The organism is Mesorhizobium sp. dw_380 (assembly GCF_018588885.1).
Classification (GTDB): domain Bacteria; phylum Pseudomonadota; class Alphaproteobacteria; order Rhizobiales; family Rhizobiaceae; genus Mesorhizobium.
Window position 1 is genome coordinate 56,538 of record NZ_JAFFIW010000027.1, and the last position, 23,285, is coordinate 79,822.

17 protein-coding genes are annotated in these 23,285 nt (G+C 60.9%); 12 read left to right on the forward strand and 5 right to left on the reverse strand.

Features of this window, described 5'->3' with window-relative positions:
• Nucleotides 1-113: 113 nt before the first annotated feature.
• Complete coding sequence (locus JT360_RS22980; RefSeq protein ID WP_214474343.1) at nucleotides 114-968, forward strand: MBL fold metallo-hydrolase; 855 nt, start codon at nucleotides 114-116, stop codon at nucleotides 966-968.
• A 1-nt stretch (nucleotide 969) separates the two neighbouring features.
• Here the strand turns inward: JT360_RS22980 and JT360_RS22985 are convergent, their stop codons facing one another.
• Complete coding sequence (locus JT360_RS22985; protein ID WP_214474346.1) at nucleotides 970-1,731, reverse strand: polysaccharide deacetylase family protein; 762 nt, start codon at nucleotides 1,729-1,731, stop codon at nucleotides 970-972.
• Nucleotides 1,728-2,816 carry a glycosyltransferase family 4 protein gene (locus JT360_RS22990; RefSeq protein ID WP_214474347.1) on the reverse strand — a complete coding sequence of 363 codons (1,089 nt, stop codon included), beginning with the start codon at nucleotides 2,814-2,816 and terminating at the stop codon, nucleotides 1,728-1,730. Before JT360_RS22990 ends, JT360_RS22985 begins: the two co-directional genes overlap by 4 nt.
• 92 nt (nucleotides 2,817-2,908) lie before the next feature.
• On the opposite strand from JT360_RS22990, the gene JT360_RS22995 reads away from it, so the two are divergent.
• The 8 genes from JT360_RS22995 to JT360_RS23030 all read left to right on the forward strand — a co-directional run bounded on the left by JT360_RS22995 (nucleotide 2,909) and on the right by JT360_RS23030 (nucleotide 13,891).
• The gene (locus JT360_RS22995) at nucleotides 2,909-4,069 is read left to right on the forward strand and encodes a DUF3095 domain-containing protein (protein WP_250889013.1); all 1,161 of its coding nucleotides are present in this window, start codon (nucleotides 2,909-2,911) and stop codon (nucleotides 4,067-4,069) included.
• A gap of 115 nt (nucleotides 4,070-4,184) precedes the next feature.
• Nucleotides 4,185-5,528: a nucleotide sugar dehydrogenase gene (locus JT360_RS23000; RefSeq protein ID WP_214474353.1), complete on the forward strand. Its 1,344-nt coding sequence runs from the start codon at nucleotides 4,185-4,187 to the stop codon at nucleotides 5,526-5,528.
• A 252-nt stretch (nucleotides 5,529-5,780) separates the two neighbouring features.
• The gene (locus tag JT360_RS23005) at nucleotides 5,781-7,121 is read left to right on the forward strand and encodes an adenylate/guanylate cyclase domain-containing protein (RefSeq protein ID WP_214474355.1); all 1,341 of its coding nucleotides are present in this window, start codon (nucleotides 5,781-5,783) and stop codon (nucleotides 7,119-7,121) included.
• 161 nt (nucleotides 7,122-7,282) lie between these two features.
• Nucleotides 7,283-9,178, forward strand: coding sequence for an ABC transporter ATP-binding protein (locus tag JT360_RS23010; RefSeq protein ID WP_214474356.1), 1,896 nt, complete (start codon nucleotides 7,283-7,285; stop codon nucleotides 9,176-9,178).
• Nucleotides 9,175-11,073 (forward strand): ABC transporter substrate-binding protein, encoded by a 1,899-nt coding sequence (locus JT360_RS23015; RefSeq protein WP_214474357.1) that lies wholly within the window; start codon nucleotides 9,175-9,177, stop codon nucleotides 11,071-11,073. Before JT360_RS23010 ends, JT360_RS23015 begins: the two co-directional genes overlap by 4 nt.
• 2 nt (nucleotides 11,074-11,075) lie before the next feature.
• Nucleotides 11,076-12,074, forward strand: a complete 999-nt coding sequence (locus tag JT360_RS23020; RefSeq protein ID WP_214474358.1) for an ABC transporter permease — start codon at nucleotides 11,076-11,078, stop codon at nucleotides 12,072-12,074.
• Nucleotides 12,071-13,252, forward strand: coding sequence for an ABC transporter permease (locus JT360_RS23025; RefSeq protein ID WP_214474359.1), 1,182 nt, complete (start codon nucleotides 12,071-12,073; stop codon nucleotides 13,250-13,252). The genes JT360_RS23020 and JT360_RS23025 overlap by 4 nt, the downstream gene beginning before the upstream one ends.
• Before the next feature lie 159 nt (nucleotides 13,253-13,411).
• Nucleotides 13,412-13,891, forward strand: coding sequence for a class I SAM-dependent methyltransferase (locus JT360_RS23030; RefSeq protein WP_214474362.1), 480 nt, complete (start codon nucleotides 13,412-13,414; stop codon nucleotides 13,889-13,891).
• A 48-nt stretch (nucleotides 13,892-13,939) separates the two neighbouring features.
• On the opposite strand, the gene JT360_RS23035 is transcribed toward JT360_RS23030, so the two are convergent.
• Nucleotides 13,940-15,355 (reverse strand): adenylate/guanylate cyclase domain-containing protein, encoded by a 1,416-nt coding sequence (locus JT360_RS23035; protein WP_214474364.1) that lies wholly within the window; start codon nucleotides 15,353-15,355, stop codon nucleotides 13,940-13,942.
• Nucleotides 15,356-15,551: 196 nt separating this feature from the next.
• Here JT360_RS23035 and JT360_RS23040 point away from each other — a divergent pair, with 196 nt between their 5' ends.
• The 3 genes from JT360_RS23040 to JT360_RS23050 all read left to right on the forward strand — a co-directional run bounded on the left by JT360_RS23040 (nucleotide 15,552) and on the right by JT360_RS23050 (nucleotide 18,459).
• Entirely contained in the window at nucleotides 15,552-16,376 is an 825-nt protein-coding gene (locus JT360_RS23040; RefSeq protein WP_214474365.1) for a hypothetical protein, read from the forward strand.
• Between the two features lie 176 nt (nucleotides 16,377-16,552).
• Complete coding sequence (locus tag JT360_RS23045) at nucleotides 16,553-17,074, forward strand: GNAT family N-acetyltransferase (protein ID WP_214474366.1); 522 nt, start codon at nucleotides 16,553-16,555, stop codon at nucleotides 17,072-17,074.
• A 308-nt stretch (nucleotides 17,075-17,382) separates the two neighbouring features.
• A complete protein-coding gene (locus JT360_RS23050) occupies nucleotides 17,383-18,459 on the forward strand; it encodes a hypothetical protein (protein WP_250889006.1) in 1,077 nt (358 codons plus the stop codon).
• A gap of 15 nt (nucleotides 18,460-18,474) precedes the next feature.
• Here JT360_RS23050 and JT360_RS23055 read toward each other — a convergent pair whose 3' ends face one another.
• A complete protein-coding gene (locus JT360_RS23055) occupies nucleotides 18,475-20,247 on the reverse strand; it encodes an adenylate/guanylate cyclase domain-containing protein (protein ID WP_214474368.1) in 1,773 nt (590 codons plus the stop codon).
• A 427-nt stretch (nucleotides 20,248-20,674) separates the two neighbouring features.
• Nucleotides 20,675-23,143, reverse strand: a complete 2,469-nt coding sequence (locus JT360_RS23060) for an adenylate/guanylate cyclase domain-containing protein (RefSeq protein WP_214474388.1) — start codon at nucleotides 23,141-23,143, stop codon at nucleotides 20,675-20,677.
• Nucleotides 23,144-23,285 lie beyond the last annotated feature (142 nt).

Genomic DNA, 23,285 nt, shown 5'->3' on the forward strand with positions numbered 1-23,285 from the left:
CCTCTTGTTTTGACGCAAATTCCGGACGGAAAACCGGTTCAAACTTTTCCTGGAATTGCTCTAGCAGCAGTTGTTTGGCTACGATGAGCGACGGGAACTGCGAAGGGGCTACCATGGACGACGACGTTTTCCTGGTCAGGTTTTGGGGTGTGCGCGGCAGCATTCCGGTATCGGGGCCAGAATTCTCTCGCTATGGCGGCAACACAAGCTGCATTGAGATGCGATGTGGTAAGCATACGCTTCTGTTCGACGCGGGCTCTGGCCTACGGCCTGCTGGCGGGGCGCTTCGGACGTCGGGCGTGACCGATTTCGACCTGCTCTTCACCCATTGCCACTACGATCACATTATCGGGCTGCCGTTCTTTGCGCCGATCTACGACCGGAGCGTCAAGGTTACGCTTTGGTCCGGGCATCTTGCAGGACGCATGACGACCCGGCAGATGGTCGATGAGTTCATGCGGCCGCCGTGGTTTCCGGTGAAACTGGAGGTCTGCAAGGCAAGCCTCGACTGCCGCGACTTCGTGCCCGGAGATGTGCTTCGGCCGCGCGAAGGGGTGGTGGTCCGGACGGGCAGTCTTGTTCACCCAGGCGGCTGCATCGGCTACCGGGTCGAATGGGGCGGCCGCGTCGTGGCGGTGATCACAGACACTGAGCACGAGCCGGACAAACTCGATCGCGCGGTGCTCGGCCTGATCGAAGATGCCGACCTCGTCATTTACGACTGCACCTACACCGAGGAGGAAATGGAACGCCGCCGCGGTAACGGGCACTCTACATGGCAACAGGGCGTCAAACTCTGTGGGGCGGCCGGTGCGCGAGGGCTTGCGCTGTTTCACCACGATGCGACACGCACCGACGAGGAACTGGATGAGATCGAGAAACTGGCCAAAGACAGGTTTGCCGGCGCTTTTGCCGCGCGGGATGGCCAGACCCTCGAATTTCCAGTCTCATTGCACAAAAAGGGCTGAGCTATTTTCCTCTACCTGCGCAGCGCCCGATCAATGTCCTGATTGGAACCCACGCGCAGGGTTCAGTCCGTGCAGTGACTGTGAACAGCCGTTCGAGGAAAAGCCATGCCGATTCATCATGTACGAGATGGTGGGTGAGCAGGCCGACCGGTTCGTCGTCGAATGCATGCTGCAAGTGCGCGATGATAGCCTGGACCAATAGGCCATGATCGCGGCAGCCGCGCGTGCCATGCCAATCCATGATGTCGACATTGCTGTTGATGACCGCCAGTGAAGCCGGCTTCGGCGGCCCATAGACCGACAATGCCGCAAATCCTATCGATCCAAGGTCGGATACCAGGCCGGCGTCGATCCTGTTCCAGGGGGGCACCAGCATCGGAACGGCGCGCGCGCCGTGCAGGCCGGTTACGTGCGACAGCCCGCCAGCCAGTTCATCGAGCACCGCCTCGCGTGGCCGATGGGCGCCGAGTTCCTGCTTTTTCTGACCCTCGGGCGCATGATTTCGGTGCACCCAGCCATGGATGGCGACCGTGGCATGCGGCGCCTCGTCAAGCCGGGCGACAAGCTTCTCATCAGTGAGGGCCGGAATGACGGCCAGAGTGACCGGAACCGCGAATTCACCGGTGAGGTCGAGCAGCCGATCAAGTGCGGGCGTCGGATCCACGGCATCGTCATCGCGCAGCCAGAACTCTGCCTTACGGCCCGCCCGTTGCCGGCACGCGAGTTCTTCCACCAAGGGCTGCCAGATCTGATCGGATGTCATGAAACCGAGACCTTCGGAAGAAGGTCGGCCAGACGCGCCGCTGCAACGCCGAGGGAACGTTCTTCGAGGATGAAACGCCTGGCTTCCGCGGCCATGATGGTTCTTTCGTCGTTACGGGCCAGAAGCCTTCCAATGGCAGAAGCGAACGCCGCCACGTCGCCCGGCGGGGTGAGAAACCCGGTCTGGCCATCTCGCACGACCTCCGGCACGCCGGCGATGTCCTGAGCCACCACCGGAAGGCCGGCGGCCTGTGCTTCAAGATAGGCCACGCCATAGGCCTCGCCGTAGCCCGGCCAAACGTAAATTCCTCCACCATAGAGTACATCCGGCACGGCGGCTGGCTCAATCGCGCCAAGCCATTCGATACGGTCGGCGGGCAAGCCGGCGAATTGCGCCTTGACCTCGTCACGGGCAGGCCCGTCGCCGACCACCGACATGGTCCAGGGCAGGTGGCCGATCAGACCGAGCGCTTGCGCCAGCATGCGATAGCTTTCGACTTTGTCGCCCGGGCGCATCATGGCAACGGCAACGAGGCGCGTCGGACAACCTCGTGCCGACATTTCCTGGAATACCGATGTGTCGATAAAGGGCGACAGCATATCAACAGCGACGTCGGGTATCGCATCAGCCAGTCCCTGACGATCCCTTTGCGTAAAGCAGATATTCAGCGCTGCCTGTTCGACGGCTCGCACCACCAACGCTTGCGTATCGGCCCACAAACCGGCATTGCGCCGCCTCGAATAGGAAGCTTCCGCTGTCACATATGGGACAGCAAAGGTCGACGCCAGCTCGGGCCCGATCAGGTCGGGCGCTTTGTAATAGGGATGATAGCAGAACCATAGATCGGGCTTGCCGTCACGATTCCAAAGCCTGGTCAGCCGCGCGGCTTCCTGTCGGGCCTCTATCTTGAGCGCATCGAAACTTATCGGCTCCGGTTCGCGTAGATAGAAGCGCAATTCGGATGCCAGTTCGACGCTGTGTCCTCCAAGCTCCAACGCCTTGACTAGCGTGCGTGCCATCTGGCGGTCGCCGGAGGCAACGGAATGATTGGGTGACTTCAGCGGCGCGTAGAAGGCAATTCGCATCGCGCGACCCTATCATCGGAAAGGATGCGCAAGTCAATTTCGAAGCATCATCGACTTCACCTTCAAGCAGTGGAATGTGCTATCTGATGCTCATGGAAACAGCTGCCGCGTCCGACCCGTTTGTCGCTTCTCTGCCGGTCTTCGCAAAATTCGAAAGCGTTGCCGATATCGACAACTATCGGCCTCTCCCCGATGGCTGGGCGCTGGCCACCGCCGACATTGTCGGCTCGACCAAGGCGATCGAGACTGGACGCTATAAAACCGTCAATATGGCCGGCGCCAGCGTCATTTCGGCGCTGCTTAATGCGCTGGGTCGGCAAGATCTTCCCTTTGTCTTCGGCGGCGACGGGGCGCTCGTGGCGTTTCCCGGCTCGGCGGTGGAGATCACCCGCAACGCGCTGGCGGCTGTCCAGAGATGGGTGGCGGAAGAACTGGACCTGACGTTGCGTGCCGCAATCGTGCCGATAAAGGATATTCGAGCGCAAGGCCTCGACGTTCGCGTGGCAAGGTTCCAAGCCTCCGATGCGGTCTTCTATGCCATGTTCGCCGGCGGTGGCGGCAGTTGGGCGGAAGCCGAGATGAAAGCGGGGCGCTACCGCATCGATCCTGCGCCGGCCGGCGCGCGGCCGGATCTGACCGGCCTCTCCTGCCGCTGGAACCCGATCGAAACCCGGCATGGCGAAATCGTCTCGATCATAGCCATACCGGGGGCGTCGCGCGATTTACGCGGTTTTCAGTTTCTGGCTTCCGATATCATCGCCCTTGCCAGCAGGCAGGAACGCGATGGCCACCCGGTGCCAGTGAACGGGCCGGGCTACAGCTTGGTGCCCGCCGGCCTCGATATCGAGGCGCGCGCCACGGCGCCGGCAGGACGGCGATGGCTGTCGAAGCTGTGGATAGTGTTCCTGATGACGCTTACGGCCGTCGCCGATAGATCTGGCTGGACGATCGGCAGTTTCGATCCGAAAATCTACAAACGCGACGTGGCCAGCAATTCGGATTTCCGGAAATTCGACGACGGCCTCAAGATGACCATCGACGTTGACGCGGATGTATTGCAACGGATCGAGAACCGGCTGAAACAGGCGGAGGAGGCGGGCATCTGCAACTATGGCCTGCAGCGCCAGAAATCGGCCTTGATGACATGCCTCGTCGCCTCGCCGCTGCAGCGCGATCACGTTCATTTCATAGATGGCGCCGCCGGCGGCTATGCGATGGCTGCCGCAAGCTTGAAGGCGAAGTTGCCGGTCTGATGACGGCTTGCGGGAATCCATTTTCCGCAATATGCCTCGGCCATGGTTCCTGGGACCATGGTAAGCCGCGCCATGGGAGCGGCCAGCCTATCCGAATTGACGGGAAAGCAAATTCTTGGACGTTTCACGATCGGCATATGACCGTCTGCTGAACCGGATCTCGACGCGCGCCGCGCAAGTCGGCGTGATCGGATTGGGCTATGTCGGGTTGCCGCTGGCAATTGCGGTCGCACGCGCCGGCTTCCCGGTTTCCGGCTTCGACATCGAAGTCCAGAAGGTCGAGAGCCTGAACAACGGCCAATCCTACATTGAGGCGGTGACGTCGACAGCGCTTGCCGGCCACGTCGCGAGCGGACGGTTCCGCGCCACTGCGGATTTTGCCGAACTGTCCGTCTGCGATATCATCATCATCTGCGTTCCGACACCGCTGACGAAAAACCGTGAGCCGGACCTCTCCTTTGTCAGGAACACGACTGGCACCATCGCAAAGCATCTGCGTCTCGGCCATCTCATCGTTCTGGAATCTACCACCTATCCCGGCACCACCGACGACGTGATCAAGCCCATACTGGAAGAAACCGGCTTGCAGTCGAAGATAGACTTCTTCCTCGGCTTCTCGCCCGAACGCGAGGATCCCGGCAACCGCAACTTTGAAGTCGCGACGATCCCCAAGGTCGTGGCAGGCGACGGCATTGAAGCGGCGACGCTCGTGCGGGCTTTCTATCAGGGCGTGGTCAAAACCGTCGTTCCGGTTTCCACCCCGGCAACCGCCGAGGCAGTCAAGCTGACGGAAAACATCTTCCGTTCGGTCAACATAGCCCTCGTCAACGAGTTGAAGGTCGTGCTCGGCGCGATGGGCATCGACATCTGGGAGGTGATCGAGGCGGCAAAGAGCAAGCCCTTCGGCTACATGCCTTTCTATCCTGGCCCCGGGCTTGGCGGGCACTGCGTTCCGATCGATCCCTTCTACCTGACGTGGAAGGCGCGCGAGTACGAACTGCCGACCCGCTTCATCGAGCTGGCTGCAGAGATCAACACCGCCATGCCGCGTCATGTGGTCGATGAACTGGCAAAGGCGCTGGACCGGCGTTGCGGCAAGGCGCTCAGCCGCTCGCGCATTCTCATCATCGGGCTCGCCTACAAGAAGAATGTGCCCGACATCCGCGAAAGCCCCTCATTGCGGCTCATTGAACTCATCGAGGAATGGGGCGGCAAGGCGGAATTCCATGATCCGCATGTTACCGAGATCCCGACCACACGGGAGCATATGGCGATCAAAGGGCGCCGCTCGGTCGAATTGACCGAGGCGGCATTGAAGGATTTCGATGCTGTCGTCGTTGCAACCGACCATGACGCGATCGACTATCAGGCGATCGCTGATCACGCCCTTCTGATCGTCGACACACGCAATGTTTTTGGCCGCCTCGGGCTGGCCCGAGAGACTGTGGTGAAGGCCTGACGGGGTCTGGTCCGGCGAATTTTTTGCCCGATGTCAGGATCGGGATTGCACTTCGCCGGCAGTCTCGCCACCTAATGCCACAGGAGTTAGACGCAGTTACGCCTGCTCGTTGGCTGCAAGGGTAGAAATTCTTCGTCACTTTTGCCGCCGAAGCCGGCCTCGTTGACTTCGGGGTATCTTTGGGTCGCTGGCGGACTGTGTTATGGCGGATCAAAGGATAATGGCTCCGTCTTCGACGGGTTTCGAGATGGCATGAGCACAGCGCAAACAGAAATTTCCACTATTCTCATGGATAGGGTTGCCGATTGGCTGACTCAGTCGGCGCTGGCGGGCAACGACCTGGAAACATTGGTAAAGGGCTTTTGTGAACGGCTGGCTGCTGCCGGCCTACCGCTGAAGCGGGTGCATTTGAGCTTTTCGATGCTTCATCCGCTTTATGACGCGCTTGGCTTCACCTGGCTTCGCGGCCAGGGCATGGAAGTGGAAGGCTTCCGCAAAGAGGACGGCGTTCATTCTGACAGATTCCTGACCAGCCCATACTACCATCTGCTCAGCAACAAGCTCGATCATCTGCGGCGCCGGCTCGACCCGTCGGTGCCGTCGGAATTTCCTGTTTTCGATGAACTCAGGCTTATGGGCGTGACCGATTACATGGCTTTCGTCCATCCCTTCAACGGCAATACCAGTCAGGGCATGATAGGGTCCTGGTCCACCGACAGTGCTTCAGGTTTCAGCGACAGCATGATTTCGGCGCTGCTGCGTATCCAAAACCATCTCGCTATCGCAGCCAAAATGGCGGTGCTCACCAAGCTGGCCGACAACATGATGACCACTTATCTCGGCGGCGACGCCGGCAGGCGCGTGCTGGACGGCCAGATCAAGCGCGGCGAGGGCGATACAATCCGGGCCGCACTGGTCATGGCCGATATGCGCGGGTCGACAAGGCTTGCCGAAACCTCCGGCCGCGAAATCTACATCGATACGCTGAACCAGTTTTTCGATGCCATTGCTGCACCTTTCAATCGCAAAGGCGGGCAGATCATGAGTTTCATAGGGGATGGCTTCATTGCCGTCTACCCTTGCGAAAGGCACCGCTCGCAGTCCGAGATCGCCTGCCAGTCTGCTCTTGCGGCAGCGCACAAGGCCACTACGCGCGTGATAGATCTCAATCTGCGAAGAAAGGAAAAGGGGTTGTCCGACATAAAATTTGGCATCGGCCTCCATGTCGGCAACGTGATGTTCGGCAATGTCGGGCTTACCGACCGGCTCACATTCTCTGTCTTCGGCTCGGCTGTAAACGAGGTCCAGCGCCTCCAGACCCTGACCAAGAAATATCCGCACAGCGTTCTCGCCAGCAAAGACTTCGCCAGCTATTGCGGCGCCAACAGCTGGCTGACACTCGGCAATGAGGAACTGGCGGGGATCAAGCAGAAGCTGACGGTGCTTTCACCCGATCTGTCGGGCGCTCGCGCACTCGATGAAGACGGTGCGCTGGAGCCGATTTACGACCGGAGATCGGAGGCCGAGCAGGTGATGCTACTTCATCGCGATGCCGCACGGCTGTCGGCGGGCGACCCGAGGAAGCTCCAGTAGCCCGCCGCAATCTGATCCGAACGCCTTTGGTAAGCAGTCCGGTCGCCGCATTCGCTACTGGCGACCGTTTCGAATCCAAGTTGCTCTAGGCTGGCAATGCGCTAGTCTCGCCTTCTGGGTCTGCCGCCAGGCAGGCCGCCAGGAGTGGGGCTGGTGTGAGAATGAATTCAGGCCTTGATCTGCTGCGGGTCGAAGATGTTGGCATCTCTTTTGCCATTATCGGTGGACCGTTGCATGCCGTCAGGCGTGCAAACCTTCGCGTCCTGCCCGGCAAGGTTACCGCGCTTGTAGGCGAGTCAGGTTCCGGAAAATCGGTTCTGAGCCAGGCAGTGATGGGCATTTTGCCGAACACAGCCCATGTTCGCGGCCGTATCCTGTTTTCCGATCCTGAAAAGCCCGGCACGACGCAGGATATCCTGCAGATGCCGCGTGATGGACCCGAAATCCGGGCATTGAGAGGCAGCCGCATCGGCAAGATCTTTCAGGAGCCAATGACATCGCTGTCGCCGCTGCACACGATCGGCAACCAGGTCAGCGAATCCCTGCAGATTCATACGCCGATGGCCCGGGTGGAGCGCAAGGCGCGGACCGAGGAAATGCTCAGCCTCGTCGGCTTTCCCAATCCCAAGCGCGCCTATGACATGTATCCGTTTGAACTTTCGGGAGGATTGCGTCAGCGCGCCATGATCGCCATGGCACTTATCTGCAGGCCCGCCCTGTTGATCGCCGACGAGCCGACGACGGCGTTGGACGTCACCATCCAGGCGCAGATCCTGCAATTGCTGCGCGGGCTTCAGACCAAGCTGAACATGGCGATGCTGCTGATCACGCACGATCTCGGCGTGGTCGCCAATGTCGCCGACGAGGTGGTGGTCATCTACCATGGCGAGATCATGGAAGCGGGACCTGTCGAGGCGATATTCCGCCGGCCAGGTCACCCTTACCTGAAGGGCCTGATGGCAGCCGTTCCGCATTTCGACCTGAAGCCTGGTGAACGGCTAAAGGCGCTCCGCGATGTGCCGGTGAATGTCGGGAATCTGCTCGGCAAACAGACGGCGCCGGCATCGAAAGGGCCGGACGACATCCTGCTATCGGTCAGGGATCTGAAAAAGACCTTCACCATCCGCAAATCCGGATGGTTCGGCGGGGATCATCAAACCTCTGTTCGCGCCGTAGACGGCGTGAGCTTTGATATCAGGCGGGGTGAGTGCCTGGGTCTGGTCGGCGAAAGCGGCTCCGGAAAAACCACCGTCAGCAAGATGCTCATGCGGGCTGTCACGCCTAGCGGCGGCTCTGTGATCTTCAATGGCCGCGATGGACCGATCGACGTGTTGGGAGGCGACAGAGACGCCCTGCGCCGGCTGCGTGCGAAAATCCAGATGGTCTTTCAGGATCCGGTTTCGTCGCTTTCACCTCGCATGACGGTGGAAAACATCTTGAGCGAGCCGTTGGAAATCCATCAACGGGGCAATGCCGCGTCCCGACTAGCCACGGTCAAGAGCCTTATGCAGGCCATCGGGCTCGATCCGCGCTTCATCAAGCGTTATCCGCACAGTTTCTCCGGCGGGCAGCGTCAGCGTATCGGCATCGCGCGCGCGTTGGCGCTGGGGCCTGAACTCCTGATCTGTGACGAGCCGGTTTCGGCGCTCGATGTCTCTGTCCAGGCGCAGATCCTGAACCTCCTGAAGGACCTGCAGAAGGAACTGGGCCTGACCTACCTATTCATATCCCACAACCTGGCGGTGGTGGACTACATGGCAGACCGCATCGCGGTGATGTGCGGCGGGCGTATCGTCGAGCTTGCCCCGCGCAAAATTCTGCTTAGGAAACCGGTCCACCCCTACACGCGCTCACTGGTCGCCGCGGTACCTTTTCCCGATCTCGACAGGCCGATGGATTTCAAGACGCTGAAGCTCAGCGGCGCTTCCGATACCAGCGCATGGGGACCGCAATTCCGCGACGAGGGCGACGAGGATATGCTGTCGCCGCTCGATCTTGGCGGCGGCCACCTCGTGCTGGCCCGACGTTCGGCCGATGTCAGCGAGCTACGTCCTTGATCAGCCGGCGCACCGTCCTTGGGCTCATGGCTTCGGCATTTCTGCCGGGCACGTTGCATGCAGGCGATCTGGAGCCGGAATTTCTTCAGCCGCAGCTGAAGGCCAGGGCGCTGCCCGCACTCGCCGAACGCCTGCCCAAGAGCCCGCGCGTATTGAATCTCGCTGCGATGGGCCGGCAGCCCGGCGAGTATGGGGGCACGCTACGCACGATCATCGGCAGCCAGAAAGATATCCGGATGATGACGATCTATGGGTATGCTCGCCTGGTCGGCTATGACGAAAAGCTTAACATGCAACCCGACATTCTCGAAAGTTTCGACGTAGCGCATGATCGTGTCTTCACTTTCAAGATGCGGGAAGGACATAAATGGTCTGACGGCAGCCTGTTGACGTCGGAGGATTTTCGCTATTGCTGGGAAGATGTCTGGCTCAACGATGAGCTTTCGCAAGGCGGGCTTGCCCCGGGCCTGCTGGCGGATGGCAAGCCGCCACGCTTCGAGATCGTCGACCCGTTGACGGTCCGCTACAGTTGGGAGGCGCCAAATCCCGACTTCCTGCCCAAGCTCGCTGCTGCCTCGCCGCTATCGCTTGTTCTGCCGGCCGCCTATCTCAAGCAGTTCCACAAGAAATATCAGGATCCATTCCGGCTCGCCGGCCTGATGAAGGAGAACCGGGCCAAGAAATGGACGCTCCTGCATATCCGCATGTCGCGGCAGTATCGCCCGGAGAACCCGGAACTGCCGACGCTCGATCCCTGGCAGAACCGGACCAAGCCGCCGGCCGAGCAATTTATCTTCGAGCGCAACCCGTTCTTTCATCGAATAGACGAGAATGGCCGGCAACTGCCCTATGTCGACCGGATCATCATGAATGTCAGCTCGTCGGCGATCATCTCCGCCAAGACCGGTGCGGGCGAGAGCGACCTGCAATGCATGGGAATTGACTTCAGCGACTACTCCTTCCTGAAGGACGCGGAGAAGCGCTACCCGGTGAAGATGCGTCTGTGGAAACGCACACAGGGTTCACGGCTGGCGCTGCTGCCCAATCTGAATTGTGCCGACCAGGTCTGGCGTGGCCTTTTGCGTGACGTGCGCGTGCGCCGCGCACTTTCGCTCGCTGTGGACAGGCGCGAGATCAATTTGGCCGTGTTCTACGGATTGGCGCAGGAAAGTGCCGATACGGTCTTGCCGGAGAGCCCGCTCTACCGGCCGGAATTCGCGAAAGCCTGGATCGCCCATGATCCCGACCAGGCCAATGCCCTGCTTGATGAGGTCGGGCTTCAGGCACGTGACGATGACGGCCTGCGGATGCTTCCCGATGGACGCTCTGCGCAGATCATCGTGGAAACGGCCGGCGAAAGTACGCTGGAAACTGACGCGCTCGAACTCATCACCGATCACTGGCGCCAGATCGGCATCGCCCTGTTCATCCGGACTTCGCAGCGCGACATCTTCCGCAGCCGCGCGCTTGGCGGCCAGATCATGATGTCGATGTGGTCTGGCATCGACAATGGCGTGCCGACCGCCGACATGAACCCGTACCAGCTGGCCCCCACCATCGATGACCAATTGCAGTGGCCGCTCTGGGGCGCTCACTATCTGTCTCATGGCAAGATGGGTGAGGCGCCCGATCTTCCTGAAGTGGTCGAGTTGATGGCTTTGCTCAAGCGCTGGAGCGGATCGACCGAAGCCACGGAGCGCGCCGAAATCTGGAACTCAATGCTGTCGATCTACACCGATCAGGTGTTTTCGATCGGCACGGTGAACGGAACGCATCAGCCGGTTCTGGCGTCCTCACGGCTGCGCAATCTGCCTGACAAGGCGCTCTACGGCTATGACCCGACCGCCTATTTCGGTGTCTACATGCCGGATACATTCTGGCTTGGAGGCTCCTGAGCGTGCTTCGATATCTTGTCTGGCGCATCGCTGTGATGGTTCCAACGCTGCTGATCATATCGGCGCTGGTGTTCACGATCATCGAACTTCCGCCGGGGGACTATTTCGACAGCTATGTCGCCGAGCTTCGGGCCCAGGGCGAAGCGGTGGATTCCGATCGCATCGAGATGATGCGCAAGGAATATGGTTTCGACCAGCCGCCGGTCATTCGCTACTTCTACTGGGTCGGCGGGATGCTGCACGGCGATTTCGGCTATTCCTTCGAGTATGAGCTGCCGGTTCGCGACGTCGTCGGCGACCGAATGTGGCTGACCGTGCTGGTTTCCTTCGTCACGATCATCTTCACCTGGCTCATCGCCTTTCCGATCGGCATGTACTCCGCCACGCATCAATACAGTTGGGGCGACTACGGCCTTACGCTCTTCGGCCTTCTCGGCCTTGCCATTCCGAATTTCATGCTGGCACTGATCCTGATGTATTTCGCCAATATCTGGTTCGGCACCTCCATCGGCCATCTCATGGACCCGCAATATCTCAGTGAGCCGATGAGCTGGGCCAAGGCGAAGTCGATCCTCGCCCATCTCTGGATCCCGGTCTTGATCATCGGCACCGGCGGCACGGCAAGCATGATCCGGCGTCTGCGCGCCAATCTGCTCGATGAGCTTCACAAGCAATATGTCGTGACAGCGCGCGCCAAAGGCCTTCATCCCTTCAGGGCGCTCGTCAAATATCCGCTGCGCATGGCCCTCAATTTCTTCATTTCCGACATCGGCTCTATCCTGCCTGCCATCATCTCCGGTGCCGAAATCACCGCGATAGTGCTGTCTTTGGAAACGACGGGGCCGATGCTGATCAGAGCGCTGCAAAGCCAGGATATGTATCTGGCAGGGTCTTTCCTGATGTTCCTCGCCTTCCTGACGGTCATCGGTGTCCTGATTTCCGACCTGGCGCTGGCGCTGCTTGATCCACGAATTCGTTTGCAGGGCGGCAGCACCAAATGAACAAGCAATCGCCCCTGCCCGCTCCGGGTGCCCCACTGCAACACTACGTTTCCATCGCGCCCTTTGACCTGCAATCAGTCGAGGCGATGACGGCGGAGCAGTCGAAGGTCTTTCAGGCGTCGCAGTTGCGGCTGATGTGGTGGAAATTCCGACGGCACCGGCTTGCCCTTGTATCCGGCATATTTCTGGCAGCGCTCTATTTCGGGATACTGATCTGCGAGTTCCTGGCGCCCTACAATCTGCACACGCGCAACATGGACTACATCTATTCGCCGCCGCAGCGGGTGCACCTGTTCCATAACGGCAAGCTTGTCGGGCCGTTCGTCTATGGTCGCCAGATGACGCTGGACATGGACACACTCAAGCGGAACTACATCGACAAACAGGATGATGTTCAGCGGATTCGTTTCTTCTGCAAGGGCGACAGTTACCGGTTCTGGGGCCTGGTCGAAGGTGACAGGCATTTTGTCTGTCCTGCCGAAAACGGCCAGCTCTTTCTGGCCGGCACCGACAGGCTGGGGCGCGATGTGCTCTCGCGTATCATCTATGGCGCACGCATTTCACTGACAATCGGCCTTGTCGGCATCAGTTTCAGCTTCCTGCTCGGCATTGTCATAGGTGGACTGGCTGGTTATCACGGCGGTATCTTCGACCTGATCGTTCAACGGATAATCGAAGTTCTGCAATCGATCCCCAGCATTCCGCTATGGCTGGCTCTGGCGGCGATCATGCCGATAACCTGGAGTCCAATCCTGATCTATTTCGGCATCACCGTCATCCTCGGTCTGCTCCACTGGACCGGACTGGCGCGCGCCGTGCGTTCTAAGCTTCTAGCCTTGCGCGAGGAGGATTACGTTCTGGCCGCGCAATTGATGGGCGCCAGCAGCAGCCGCATTATCCGGCGGCACCTCATTCCCGGCTTCATGTCGCATCTGATCGCGACGGCGACGATCTCCATACCCGGCATGATCCTGGGCGAGACCGCGCTGAGCTTCCTTGGGCTGGGCCTGAGGCCACCGACAACCAGCTGGGGCATCCTGCTAACCGAGGCGCGCAGCGTTAGCGTCATCGCGTTCTATCCATGGCTGCTTTTGCCGATGCTCCCCGTCATTCTCGTCATCTTGGCGTTCAACTTCCTCGGCGACGGCTTACGGGACGCCGCAGACCCCTACAAGTGAGATCGCCGTTCCGCCGCGTGCCCGGCCGCCTATTCCACCCGGTACGATCCTCGCCGGCGGCCGGTTGCGTTATTGCAGGGTTCCTCGTTCGCCTCTATATGCAGCGAGATATGCAGCGAGCCTCGATCGGGGCTGCTGGTTCAGGACATACAATCGCATATGAGTCGCCTCGATAATTTCATCAGCAGGATGACCGCACAGCGCGACATTCTCAATCAAATCTGCCCCGAGGTGGCGAAGATGGAGGGGCTTGTGCTCGAGCTCGGCCTCGGCAATGGCCGGACGTTCCACCATCTGCGCGAGCTTCTGCCCGGGCGCCGGATCGTGGTGTTCGACCGCGAAGTTGGCGCACACGCCAGCTCAATTCCCGAAGCTGAAAACCTCGTGCTCGGCGAAATACGCGAGACGGGCCGCAAGTTCATTGGCATCGACGCCGCTCTTGTTCATGCCGACATCGGCACCGGCTATGACGATCGCGATGCAGTGACCGCTACCTGGCTTCCCGATCTGATTGCGCGCCTGCTTCGCGTCGGCGGCTTCGCGGTCAGTGGCACGCCGCTCGATCACCCGCTGCTGCAACGCCTCCCGCCGCCGACTTCGGAGCCCGCCGATCGTTATTTTATCTGTAGGCGCGTGTAAGGGCCGGGACGACCCAGGTCTTTCAGGGGCCAGTCAGGGGCCGGGTCTTCAGGGGATCGTATACACCGCTATTTCTCGCTCAATGCCGCGCAGCGAGACCTCGTGGGGCACGGGCGTCAGCGCGTTCCTGTGCAACAGATCGGCGGTGAGATTGTCGTCGACCACCGCACGAGTGGCGAAGATCGCCTGTGCGTTGGCAAGGTTCTGGACCCGCGAAGCAATGTTGACCGTCTGGCCGAAATAGTCCTGTCGCTCGTTCATAGACACGGCGATGCAGGGGCCGGCATGGACGCCGATCTTGAGTAGCAGGTCCTCGCGCCCGCTCTTGTCGTTGAGCGCACGCATGGCATCGCGCATCCTGAGGGCCGCAGCAATCGCACGATCAGGCGTTGCGAAGGTCGCCATCACCGCATCACCGATCGTCTTGACCACCGCGCCTGCCTCCGCCGCGACGATCTCGTGCAGAACCTGGAAATGTGCGCGCACGAGATCGAAGGCCGCAAGGTCGCCCACCCGCTCGTAAAGCGCGGTCGAACCGCGCAGATCGGTGAACAGGAAGGTCAGGCTGGTGATCTTCAGGCGCTGGTTGATGTCGAGCGTATCCGTGCGATAGAGATCGCGGAACGTCTGGTTGGTGAGCAGGCGCTTGGCAGTGAGGAAGCGCCGGCGTTTGCCCATAAAATCATGCAAAGCCTGGCCGGCGATGAAGACCGTCGGCAGCACGCGGGTGTCGGTCCTGTTTTCCAGCGAAATGCGCAACGGGCCAGGTTGCATCTCCAGCGTCTGGTTCTGGACATGGTCGCGGTCGAAGACCAAAGAGAGGCTTCGGCGCTCCTTTGTCGGTTCGCCCTTCACGTCGATGAACTGCGCTGAATGGGTGACCGGCTCGAAGATGATGATGAATTCGGACGGAAGCTGTATGGGCAGAAGCGCCTTTTCACCGGGCGCAAGCTCGATATCTTCCAGCGAGAACGCTTCCAACTTTTTCGCGAAATCCTCATCCGGGACATCGATGCCGGACGCCCAGTAGATCTGGCGGAAATATTCCACCAGCGGCAGTTCGTGTGGATTGTGCGCGGCAATCCTGCGTACGCGGGGACTGACGGTGAACGTCACTTCGACCATCTCGTCGAGGGTCGGCGAATAGCCCTCGGAGCACAGCGCGCAGGTGTATTCGTCTTTCTGCAGGGTTTTCAGCGTGGCGTTGGTGTCGAGCACGCCGCCACAGCCGGGGCACAGAACATTCCAGGAAATGTCGAAGATGCCCACCCGCGCCGCATGGAGAAATGCGCTTATGGTGCGCTCCTCGTCGAGTCCATGCTTGCTGGCGAAGGCTGGCGCATTGATGCGGCAAAGTTCGCGGTCGTTGCCCTCCGCAACGGTTTGCTTGATCGCGTCGATTACCAGTGGATCGACATCGGTCGATTGCCGCAGAAGCAAGAACAGATCCTGAGCTTCGTTCATTCTGCTGGCTCCGGAAAATGCGCCTCCCAGGCGTGTTGATCGGACCGCTCTTTGGTCCGAGCGCTGCATTTTACTTCGACACGGACCATTCGAATAGACAAGCCTGGTGATGGTTCAATTTCCATTCGGCGGATTTTCACCGGCCGCAAGCGGCACTATGATGGTCGATAGGCATTCACCTTTGGGACTCTCTCCGATGCCGACACCCAACAACCCGCCATTTCCCGCGGCCCTGCGTCTTTTCTCTGCGGTGGTCATCATCGTACTGATCGTCGGCGCCGGCCTGTTTTTCGCGCCGGCACTGGTCAAGCCGCGCTGGCCCTGGCCCGTCACGCCATTCAGTGCCCGCTTCCTCGGCGGCTTCTACACCGCCGAAATGGCGGTGATGGCGGCGCTCTTGTTCTGGAATCGCTGGTCGCCCGGCAGGCTGGTGCTGGTCATGGCCTTCATCTTCACCGTCACCGTGTCGGCGGTTTCGTTGATCAATCTCGGCTATTTCAACTTCGAGCGAAAAGCGACCTGGCTTTGGTTCCTGGTCTATCTTGCCTCGGCAGCGGTATCCGGGCTGTTCCTGTGGCGGGCCAGGGCCCGTCATTCAGCAAAAGGCGTGACCCTAAACCCCGCATGGCGCGGCTACATGTTGGTGGAAACGGCGATCCTCGGGCTCTATGGCGTCGGCACGTTGCTGTTTCCCCGGATGGTCAGCAGCACCTGGCCATGGCCGGTCGATCCCTTCCACGCCCAGGTCTACAGCGCCATCTTCCTCGCCGGCGGTGGCGGCACCTATCTCGTCTGGAAAAGCGCGCCGCGCGAAGAATTGCTGGTGCTGGGCCTGGCGCAGTTCCTGGTCGGCCTGCTTTCCATCCTTGGCCTCGTCATCACCGACGCCGCAGTGCACCGGATCGACTGGACGGCGGCCGCTACATTGTGCTGGCTCGCCCTTTTCGGCTGGATCGGCATCAGCGGCGTCTTCAAACTCTTCGCCGCCTCCCGGTATTTTGGTTCGCAATCGGCAGCATAGGCTGCAGAGACGGCTGGATTTTCAGGTGACGTCCGGTGCATCGTGCCGGGACCGATTGCCTCAGAGCAGTTCACCGTTTCAAGGAAACGGTGAACTGCTCTATCACTTCGTTCTGACGCAATTCCGGGCCGAAAACCGCTCACACTTTTCCTGGAATTGCTGTAGGCGGGAAAGCCATGACCAGCACGATCTCGCCATCCGAGAAAATCCAGCCGCAGCTCCGGGCCGTCCGGCCAAGCGATGCGGAGGCGCTTTGCGCTATCTTCAACATGCAGGGCTTCCGCTGGGGCACGTTCAGGATGCCCTTCGAGATGGTGGAGCAGGTGGAGCGGCGCATCGCCAAGTCCGGCCAGGAAACCACCTGGATCGTCGCCGAATTGGACGGCAAGGTCGTTGGCCATGGCAGCCTGGTCGTGCAAAGTTCGCCGCGCCGTTCGCATATCGGCGAGATCAACATTGGACTAGACGATGGCTTTGTCGGCAAAGGTATCGGCTCTGCCATCCTTGCCGCGCTGCTTGACGTGGCCGACAACTGGCGCGCCCTGAAGCGGGTCGAATTGAGCGTCTATGCCGAGAACGAACCGGCCATCCGCCTCTACACCAGCCACGGCTTCGAGGTTGAAGGCCGGCATGTGAAGGCCGGCTTTACCGACGGGCAGTATCACGACCTCCTGAGCATGGCCCGGTTGCGGTTCTGATGACCGCCGTCTTCTCCCCAGCCCCTGCACCCCCGGTGGACATTCTGGCTTTGCTGTCGCTGCTCTGCCCGGAAGTCGTGCGTGACATCGAGCAGAACTGGAATGCACCGGTTTCCGATTACGCCCGCCATCTGTGGCGGCCGGTGGCAAGGCCTGCATCGGGCCCGTCGATCGCTGCCCGCTCGATCCTGCGCGACGTCCTGCATCAGCGCCTTGGCGCGATCATGCAGCCTGAAGAAGTCGGCAAGGCCCTCGAAGAATTCGAGCACAGACCGGTGATCCAGTCCGGCCTACACTGCCTGCTTCTCATGGACCGGATCACCTTCGATGCGGCGCTGCTTGCCTGGCTCGGCGCAGTCGAACACGGGCTGTCGGCCTTCTTCGGCTTCATGGGAGCGACGATGACCATGGAGACTATCGGTCGGGAGGGGCCGGGATGGCTCGATGTCGGTGACGACAAGGTCAACCTGTTTGGCATGGGGCGCCACAAACTGTGCCGCAAAAGCGTCTGCGCGGCCGGTCCCGTCAGCCTCAACAGCCGCGCGCTCGAAGCTGTGGGCGACGAAACGGATGCCAGCCGCTGGCTGGGAACACTGCTTGCCGGCCAAGACAAGGTGTTTAGAACGGCCGCCGATGCGCTGACAGAACTCAACGAGAATCTGGTAGCCGATTGGGATCGTTCCGGCATGGCCCGGCCGGTTTTCATCGATGACCGACTCGCTGCGGCGGTCATGGCGCGGCATCTGGACCAAGATGGCAGCCTTCTTTCCAGACTGCTCTTTGAGCCCGCAAGGCGCCAGCGTCTCGACCAAGCCTTGCAAGAGGCCGCGTCGGGCCCATTTGGCAGATTCCTGCCCAATGCCACCGCCTATTTCTGGGGCATCCGCGAGCAGCGCGTGCGCAAGCTCGTCCTCGAGCACGGGCACCTGTTCGAACTTGACAGGCCGCATGGTCTTTCCATCCCGTTCGAGCGGCTGCATCTCAGGCAGGCGCTGCTGGACGGCGTGCTGCTGCCGGACTTGTTCCTCATGGTCCTCATCCTTGCCATATTGCCGCGCGTGCGAATTGTGGGCGGCCTGAGACAGATTGGTTATGTAGCGCTTTTCCAGTCGATCCTGCTGGCTGCGCTGGATGAAAGCACGCCGGAAGAGCGCGATCTGGCTGCGGAGCTGCAGGTAAGGGAAAATGCCTGGGGCATGCGGGTCATCGATGAAAAGATCTCGGTCCGCAAGCAGCTTGCCAGCCTGCCGGAAGGGGCGCTCTTCCCGGACCTGCTCCGGCAATATCGCTTGCAGACATTTGCCGAGACGACCGCCGACCTGAAACTGGTTCGCGAAAACGCCCGATGGCGCAAGATCGGTCGGGCAGAGATCAAGGCGAGTTGAGCCTCACGTAAAGCGTTACTGCACCAGACCGGCCTTGCGGAGGCCATTGACCATGAGTTCGAAATCGGCAGGGTTCTTGTAGGGCAACACTTTACGCCGGTATTCCAGCGAATAATCGGGATTGACACGAAGCAGATCCTGCCAGGCCGCTCGGGCCTCCTCCAAACGGCCCAGATGGCCGTAGCTGGCGGCCAAAAGCGCGCGCGAGACATCGGTGACAGCGTTGCGAGCCAGCCGTTGCTGCAAGAGGTCAACAGCCTCTTCGTACCTTCCCAGTTGAAACGACGCCAAAGCCTGGAAGTGCAGAAGCACATCCGGAAAGTATGGATTCAATGTCTTTCCCCGGGCGAAACTCTCGAGGGCCTCCTCGGGTCTGCCTGAATAGTATAGCGCTTCGCCGCGGCAGACATGCGCTTCGGCGAAGTTCGGATTGAGGATCAGTGCGCGCTCGACCTCGTCAATGGCCTCATCGTGCCGTCGTGTGTACAGCTTGGCTATCGCCAGAGCCCAGTGCGCCCAAGGATCGCTGTCATCCAGCGCTACCGCTCGCGTTGCAGCCTCTTCCGCTTGCGCCATCGATTCCGACGGCGACGCACCCCACCGGTTCAGGTAATCGAGTCCATGCGTGAGGGCGAGGAAAGCGTGGGCAGAGGCAAACTTCGGGTCCAGTTCGATGGCACGTTGCAAGAGGTCGCGGGCCGCGACGTTCGTTTCCTTGGCCAGCCGGTGCCACAGCTCCCTGCCCCGCAGGAAACAGTCGTACGCCTCGGTGTTGCGCGGCTGCTCGGGCGCCAGCGCCTGACGGTCATCCTCAGTCAGATTGAGGGCCAGCGCACCGACGATCTGCTGCGTCACGTCGTCCTGCACGGCGAATATGTCGGTCAGGTCGCGATCGAACCGCTCCGCCCAGAGATGGCCGCCAGAAATTGCATCGATGAGCTGCGCGGTGATGCGCACCCTGTTGCCTGACTTGCGTACGCTGCCTTCAAGCACATGCCGCACACCCAGCTTCGCGCCCACCTCCTGCACATGGACGTTCTGGCCCTTGAAGGTGAATGACGAATTGCGTGCGATGACGAAGAGCTGCGATAGTTTGGACAGGGCGGTGATGATGTCTTCAGAGATGCCGTCGGCGAAGTAGTCCTGTTCGGCGTCACCGCTCATGTTGGCGAACGGCAGGACGGCGATCGACAGCTTCGGCGGCACTGCCGTGGCCGGCCGGCTCGTCGCGGTTTGCGAGGTCACGGCCGCCTTGGTCCCGGCGCTGCCGACTTGCAGCGAATAGACCCGGATCGGCTCGGCGATGTTCTTGAGCTGCGTGCTGCCGAGATCGCTGACCGAGAGATCGAGCCTCGCCTTGACCTGGCGATAGGCATCCTCGGACAGGCAGATGGCGCCGGGCGCCGCGACGCCCTCCAAACGCGAGGCGATGTTGACGCCGTCGCCCATCAGGTCGCCGTCGCTTTCTTCGACCACATCTCCCAGATGGATGCCGATCCTGAACTCGATGCGGCGGTCCTGCGGCACGCCGGCATTGCGCTCAACCATTCCATTCTGAACCTCTATGGCGCAGCGCACGGCATCCACTACACTGCGGAACTCAACCAGCGCCCCATCGCCGGTGCGCTTGATCACCCGGCCGTGGTACACTGCGATGATCGGATCGATCAGGTCGCTGCGCAGCGCCCGCAACCTCGCCAAAGTACGATCTTCGTCCGCGCTCGCGAGCCGGCTGTATCCGACCACATCCGCAGCCAGGATTGCGGCTAGCTTACGATTCTCGCTCAAGGGTCCGTCTCCTCATCTCCACGATAGCAGGAAGACGGAAGCAAGAGGGAACTTTCGATTCTACTCTGAGCGACTTTGAGTGAAATCGATGCTAACCGCTTTCGGCAGCCAAATGCAGCCGACGTACGCACCTGGGCAATGACTGCTCTATCACGCTTTCGGAGGTTCGACACTGTCATGCCGAGCGCCCGCTCTGGGTCAAACTTTGCCGTTTAAGGCGGCGACCGGAACGAGCAACTTGCGCCATATCCGGACCTTGCCAGTGATGCCGTGAATGTTAAGTCTCGGCTCCGATGCGGACGTTCCGCCCCGAGTTCGAAGACTGACCGCGACCGTTCTGCGGCCTTCGCATCGATAGCGTCAATGAGCGGCGTCCCACATCCCACTCCTTGCGTCCATTGGGAGGGGTCGTGTGGACCAAGCCCTACTACCCGGGCTTGTGACAAAGCCGATCCAGCGCATCTCGAAGCGCAGTGGCGGCATCGCCACGCTCGTCAGGGGACATCAGCTCCGGTTCAAGTTCCAGCCTGAAGTGCGGCAGCTCGGTTCGAACGGCACGACGAGCGGCCGCCAGATTGGCCTTCAGATCGATGACGCGGTAGGTGGCGACGGGATAGGCGATCCCCTTGACCTGGACGTGCCCAAGCTCCTCACAGTCGATTGAGTCCTTCACTTGCGCAAACGTCTCGTAGGAAATGAGGATGGCCCCCGGCGGCGCCTCCTGCTCCAGGCGCGAGGCGAGATTCACGGCGCCGCCGATTATCGTGTAGTCCATCCGGTCCTCGCTGCCGAAGTTGCCGACGGTACAGTAGTCGGTATGGATGCCGATGCGACAGCGCAGCGGTGTTTCGATCCCCATGTCCCGCCAGACTTCGGCAAGCTCGCCAATCCGCTTTTGCATTGCAAGTGCCATCTGCGCGCAAGCCAGCGCGTCCTCCTTGACGCCGCGAGTCTCGGGATCGCCGAAAAACATCAGGATCGCGTCGCCGACATATTTGTCGATCGTCGCGCCGTGATCCGAAGCAATTTTCGACATTTCCGTCAGATAGTGGTTGAGGAGTTGGGTGAGATCCTCGGATTCCATTTTGTCAGTGGTCTCGGTAAAGCCCGCGATATCGGAGAAGCATATTGTCAGTTTCTTGCGCTGGCTGGCGATCCTGACCTCCTGGCGGCCGGTGAATATCGAGCGATACACTTGGGGCGCCAGATACTTCGCCAGCTTGCTGGAAAGCGCCTCCAGAACAACGGATTTCTCGGCGAGGTTCTCCTCCCTTTGCTTCAGCTCAGTGATGTCTGAATAGACGGCGACCGTGCCGCCGGCGCTGATGCGCCGCTCGCTGATCATGACCCACCGCCCGTCGCCTCGCCGCTGCACCCAAGGTTCGCCAGGGTTGCGGTGCCGCGAGAGGCGCTCGGCGACCCACTCCTCCACCCGCCCCTCGGCGTCCCTGATGTAGCCGCGCTCAGCGGATCGGCGAATGATTTGCTCGAATGTCGTGCCGGGCGTCAGTTCGGTCTCCAGACCGGTGTAGAGCAATTCGCGGTAGCGGCTGTTGCTGAGGACGAGCCGATCATCCCCGTCGTACAGAGCGAATCCTTCGGAGATGCTTTCGATGGCATCGATGAGCCGCTGACGAGCTTCCGCAACGTCGCGCAGGTTCTTCTCCTCGACCTCGACAGCAGTATCCCGGAAGAGTCTCAGCGCTTCGGCCATGCGCCCGATTTCGTCGCTGCCCGCGGCTGGCAGCGACGCACGAAGGTCGCCCCCCGCAATCGCGAGCATGCCCTGGCTCACGGCCCCCAGTCGGGCGAGGAGGCTGCGGTCGACATAGAGCCAGACAACCAGAACCGAACTCAGGAGGCTAAGGAAGGCGGAGCCGAGCACAACCGCGGTGCCGTAGCGCTGGACGAGCGCGGCTTCGCGACCAGACGCAGCGATCTCCTGGTCTGCCGTGGCGACCAGTCGATCGACGCCAGCGGTGAGATTGCGCGACAGTCGATTGTTCTCGGCCAGAAGCCTTTCGCCCTGTGCCAGGACAGCAAACTCGTCCTCCCGCGCCTTGGGGATGCCGTCCTCGCCGTCGGTCAAAGCCTTGAATTCGTCGACACGCTGCCGGAAGCGGGTCCGCAGCTTTTCGTCGATCTCCGTGGAAACCTTTTCAAGAGCAGTGAGCGAACGGCGTAGCGGAAAAAGGATCAACGCCAGGTCGCCCGGCGTCGGCGCGTTCGCGACCTTCACCAGCGCGTCGTTGACCGCCGAGATTTCCAGCTGCGCCTTCTGCTGGGGGATGTAGGCCGCAATCGCCTGGACCAGGTCGGCCATCGCCGCTGCGCGTCGATCGGGCGACAGCGACGTGTCGGCCGCGTCCGCCCGCCATTGCGGGAGCCTGGAATCCATCACTAGGATGCCGGTGGCGACAAGGCGCTGGCTTCCGGTCGTCGTCGCGGCGAGGCGGTTCAGGAGCTCCTCCTTGCGGGCGACCACGTCGAGCCGGGCGACAACAAGAGAGTCGAGCTCCTTCAGGTTGCGCCTCAGAACAATCGCGGCTTCCTCGATCTCGGCCAAAGGCACTGTGCCCAACGTGGCATCCCGGACGTCCGTGCGCAGGGCCTCGAGGCGGGACATCTCGAGCGCGATGGCAGCCGAGACCTCGCTGTGCTGAGCCCTGCTTGTCGCTGCCAGCACCGATGGCGCGGCAGCAGCGACCCGTTCGGCCTGGCGCGACAGCTGGAGGGATGCGAGCGCCGACGGCACTCGATCCGTGGTAATTCGGTCGACGACGTCGCCAACCAGGAAGAAGGCATAAAGCGCCGCAGCGGTTGCCAGCACCGCAAGGGCGCTGATCCCGAAAAAGGCGAGCAACAGCCGGCCGCGTATGCCGAGGCGTTCAAGCATCTCGGCGAGTCGGAACAGTCCGGCCACACTGGTCTGCATCAGACTAGACATCTCAACCGGCACGCCGGCGATCAGCGAACCCTATTCAACCGGCACGTACTCTCCGCCGCGCCAGACGTACCAAACCCAGCTCTGCTTCGTT

Coding starts and splice junctions, on each gene's coding strand:
- JT360_RS23045 (WP_214474366.1), top strand. CDS start 16,553: ATGACCAGCACGATCTCGCCATCCGAGAAAATCCAGCCGCAGCTCCGG.
- JT360_RS23005 (WP_214474355.1), top strand. CDS start 5,781: ATGAGCACAGCGCAAACAGAAATTTCCACTATTCTCATGGATAGGGTT.
- JT360_RS22995 (WP_250889013.1), top strand. CDS start 2,909: ATGGAAACAGCTGCCGCGTCCGACCCGTTTGTCGCTTCTCTGCCGGTC.
- JT360_RS23025 (WP_214474359.1), top strand. CDS start 12,071: ATGAACAAGCAATCGCCCCTGCCCGCTCCGGGTGCCCCACTGCAACAC.
- JT360_RS22985 (WP_214474346.1), bottom strand. CDS start 1,731: ATGACATCCGATCAGATCTGGCAGCCCTTGGTGGAAGAACTCGCGTGC.
- JT360_RS23040 (WP_214474365.1), top strand. CDS start 15,552: ATGCCGACACCCAACAACCCGCCATTTCCCGCGGCCCTGCGTCTTTTC.
- JT360_RS23010 (WP_214474356.1), top strand. CDS start 7,283: ATGAATTCAGGCCTTGATCTGCTGCGGGTCGAAGATGTTGGCATCTCT.
- JT360_RS22990 (WP_214474347.1), bottom strand. CDS start 2,816: ATGCGAATTGCCTTCTACGCGCCGCTGAAGTCACCCAATCATTCCGTT.
- JT360_RS23035 (WP_214474364.1), bottom strand. CDS start 15,355: ATGAACGAAGCTCAGGATCTGTTCTTGCTTCTGCGGCAATCGACCGAT.
- JT360_RS23030 (WP_214474362.1), top strand. CDS start 13,412: ATGAGTCGCCTCGATAATTTCATCAGCAGGATGACCGCACAGCGCGAC.
- JT360_RS22980 (WP_214474343.1), top strand. CDS start 114: ATGGACGACGACGTTTTCCTGGTCAGGTTTTGGGGTGTGCGCGGCAGC.
- JT360_RS23050 (WP_250889006.1), top strand. CDS start 17,383: ATGGACCGGATCACCTTCGATGCGGCGCTGCTTGCCTGGCTCGGCGCA.
- JT360_RS23060 (WP_214474388.1), bottom strand. CDS start 23,143: ATGCTTGAACGCCTCGGCATACGCGGCCGGCTGTTGCTCGCCTTTTTC.